We start from the raw sequence: 1,045 nt of genomic DNA, 5'->3' as shown, positions 1-1,045 counted from the left end.
CATCGATGGTCTCCTTCAGAGCGGTGGCGAGCTGCTCGGCCTTGAAGGGCATGCCGTTGACCTGGTTGTAGGAGTGGGCGTCGACCAGGTATTTCGCGCGGATGAGGGTGGCGAGCTGGCCGAGGTTCATCTCGGGGATGACGACCTTGTCGTAGCGCGCCAGGACCGTGCCGAGGTTCTTCGGGAAGGGGTTGAGGTGACGCAGATGGGCCTGCGCGATCGCCGTGCCGGCCGCGCGCAGCCGGCGGACGGCCGCGGTGATCGGCCCGTATGTGGATCCCCAGCCCAGGACGAGGGTGTGGGCCTGGTCGGGGTCGTCGACCTCGATGTCGGGCACCTGGATGCCGTCGATCTTGGCCTGGCGGGTGCGGACCATGAAGTCGTGGTTGGCCGGGTCGTAGGAGATGTTGCCGGTGCCGTCCTGCTTCTCGATGCCGCCGATGCGGTGCTCCAGGCCCGGCGTGCCCGGGATCGCCCACGGCCGGGCCAGGGTCTTGGGGTCCCGTTTGTAGGGCCAGAAGGTTTCGGTGCCGTCGGCGAGGGTGTGGTTGGGGCCGGACGCGAACTGCACCCTGAGGTCGGGCAGTTCGTCCAGGTCCGGGATCCGCCAGGGTTCGGAGCCGTTGGCCAGGTAGCCGTCGGACAGCAGGAACACCGGCGTGCGGTAGGTCAGCGCGATCCGCGCCGCCTCCAGCGCCGCGTCGAAGCAGTCGGCCGGGGTACGCGGGGCCAGGACGGGGACCGGGGCCTCACCGTTGCGCCCGTACATCGCCTGCAACAGGTCCGCCTGCTCGGTCTTGGTCGGCAGGCCGGTGGAGGGGCCGCCGCGCTGGATGTCGACGACCAGCAACGGCAGCTCAAGACTCACCGCGAGCCCGATGGTCTCGCTCTTGAGGGCCACACCCGGACCGGACGTCGTGGTCACCGCCAGCGAACCGCCGAACGCCGCCCCCAGCGCCGCCCCGATCCCGGCGATCTCGTCCTCGGCCTGGAAGGTCCGCACACCGAAGTTCTTGTGCCGGGACAGCTCGTGCAGGATGTCCGA

1 pseudogene is annotated in these 1,045 nt (G+C 69.8%); it reads right to left on the bottom strand.

The window, feature by feature from the left end:
- Positions 1–1,045, bottom strand: a pseudogene (locus tag ABZ484_RS38755) (2-oxoglutarate ferredoxin oxidoreductase subunit alpha); the annotation flags it as partial.

Source organism: Streptomyces sp. NPDC006393 (genome assembly GCF_040628575.1).
In the GTDB taxonomy this organism is placed as follows: Bacteria; Actinomycetota; Actinomycetes; order Streptomycetales; family Streptomycetaceae; genus Streptomyces.
The sequence above is the reverse complement of the archived record's forward strand: the minus strand, read 5'-3'. Positions and strand labels throughout refer to the sequence as shown.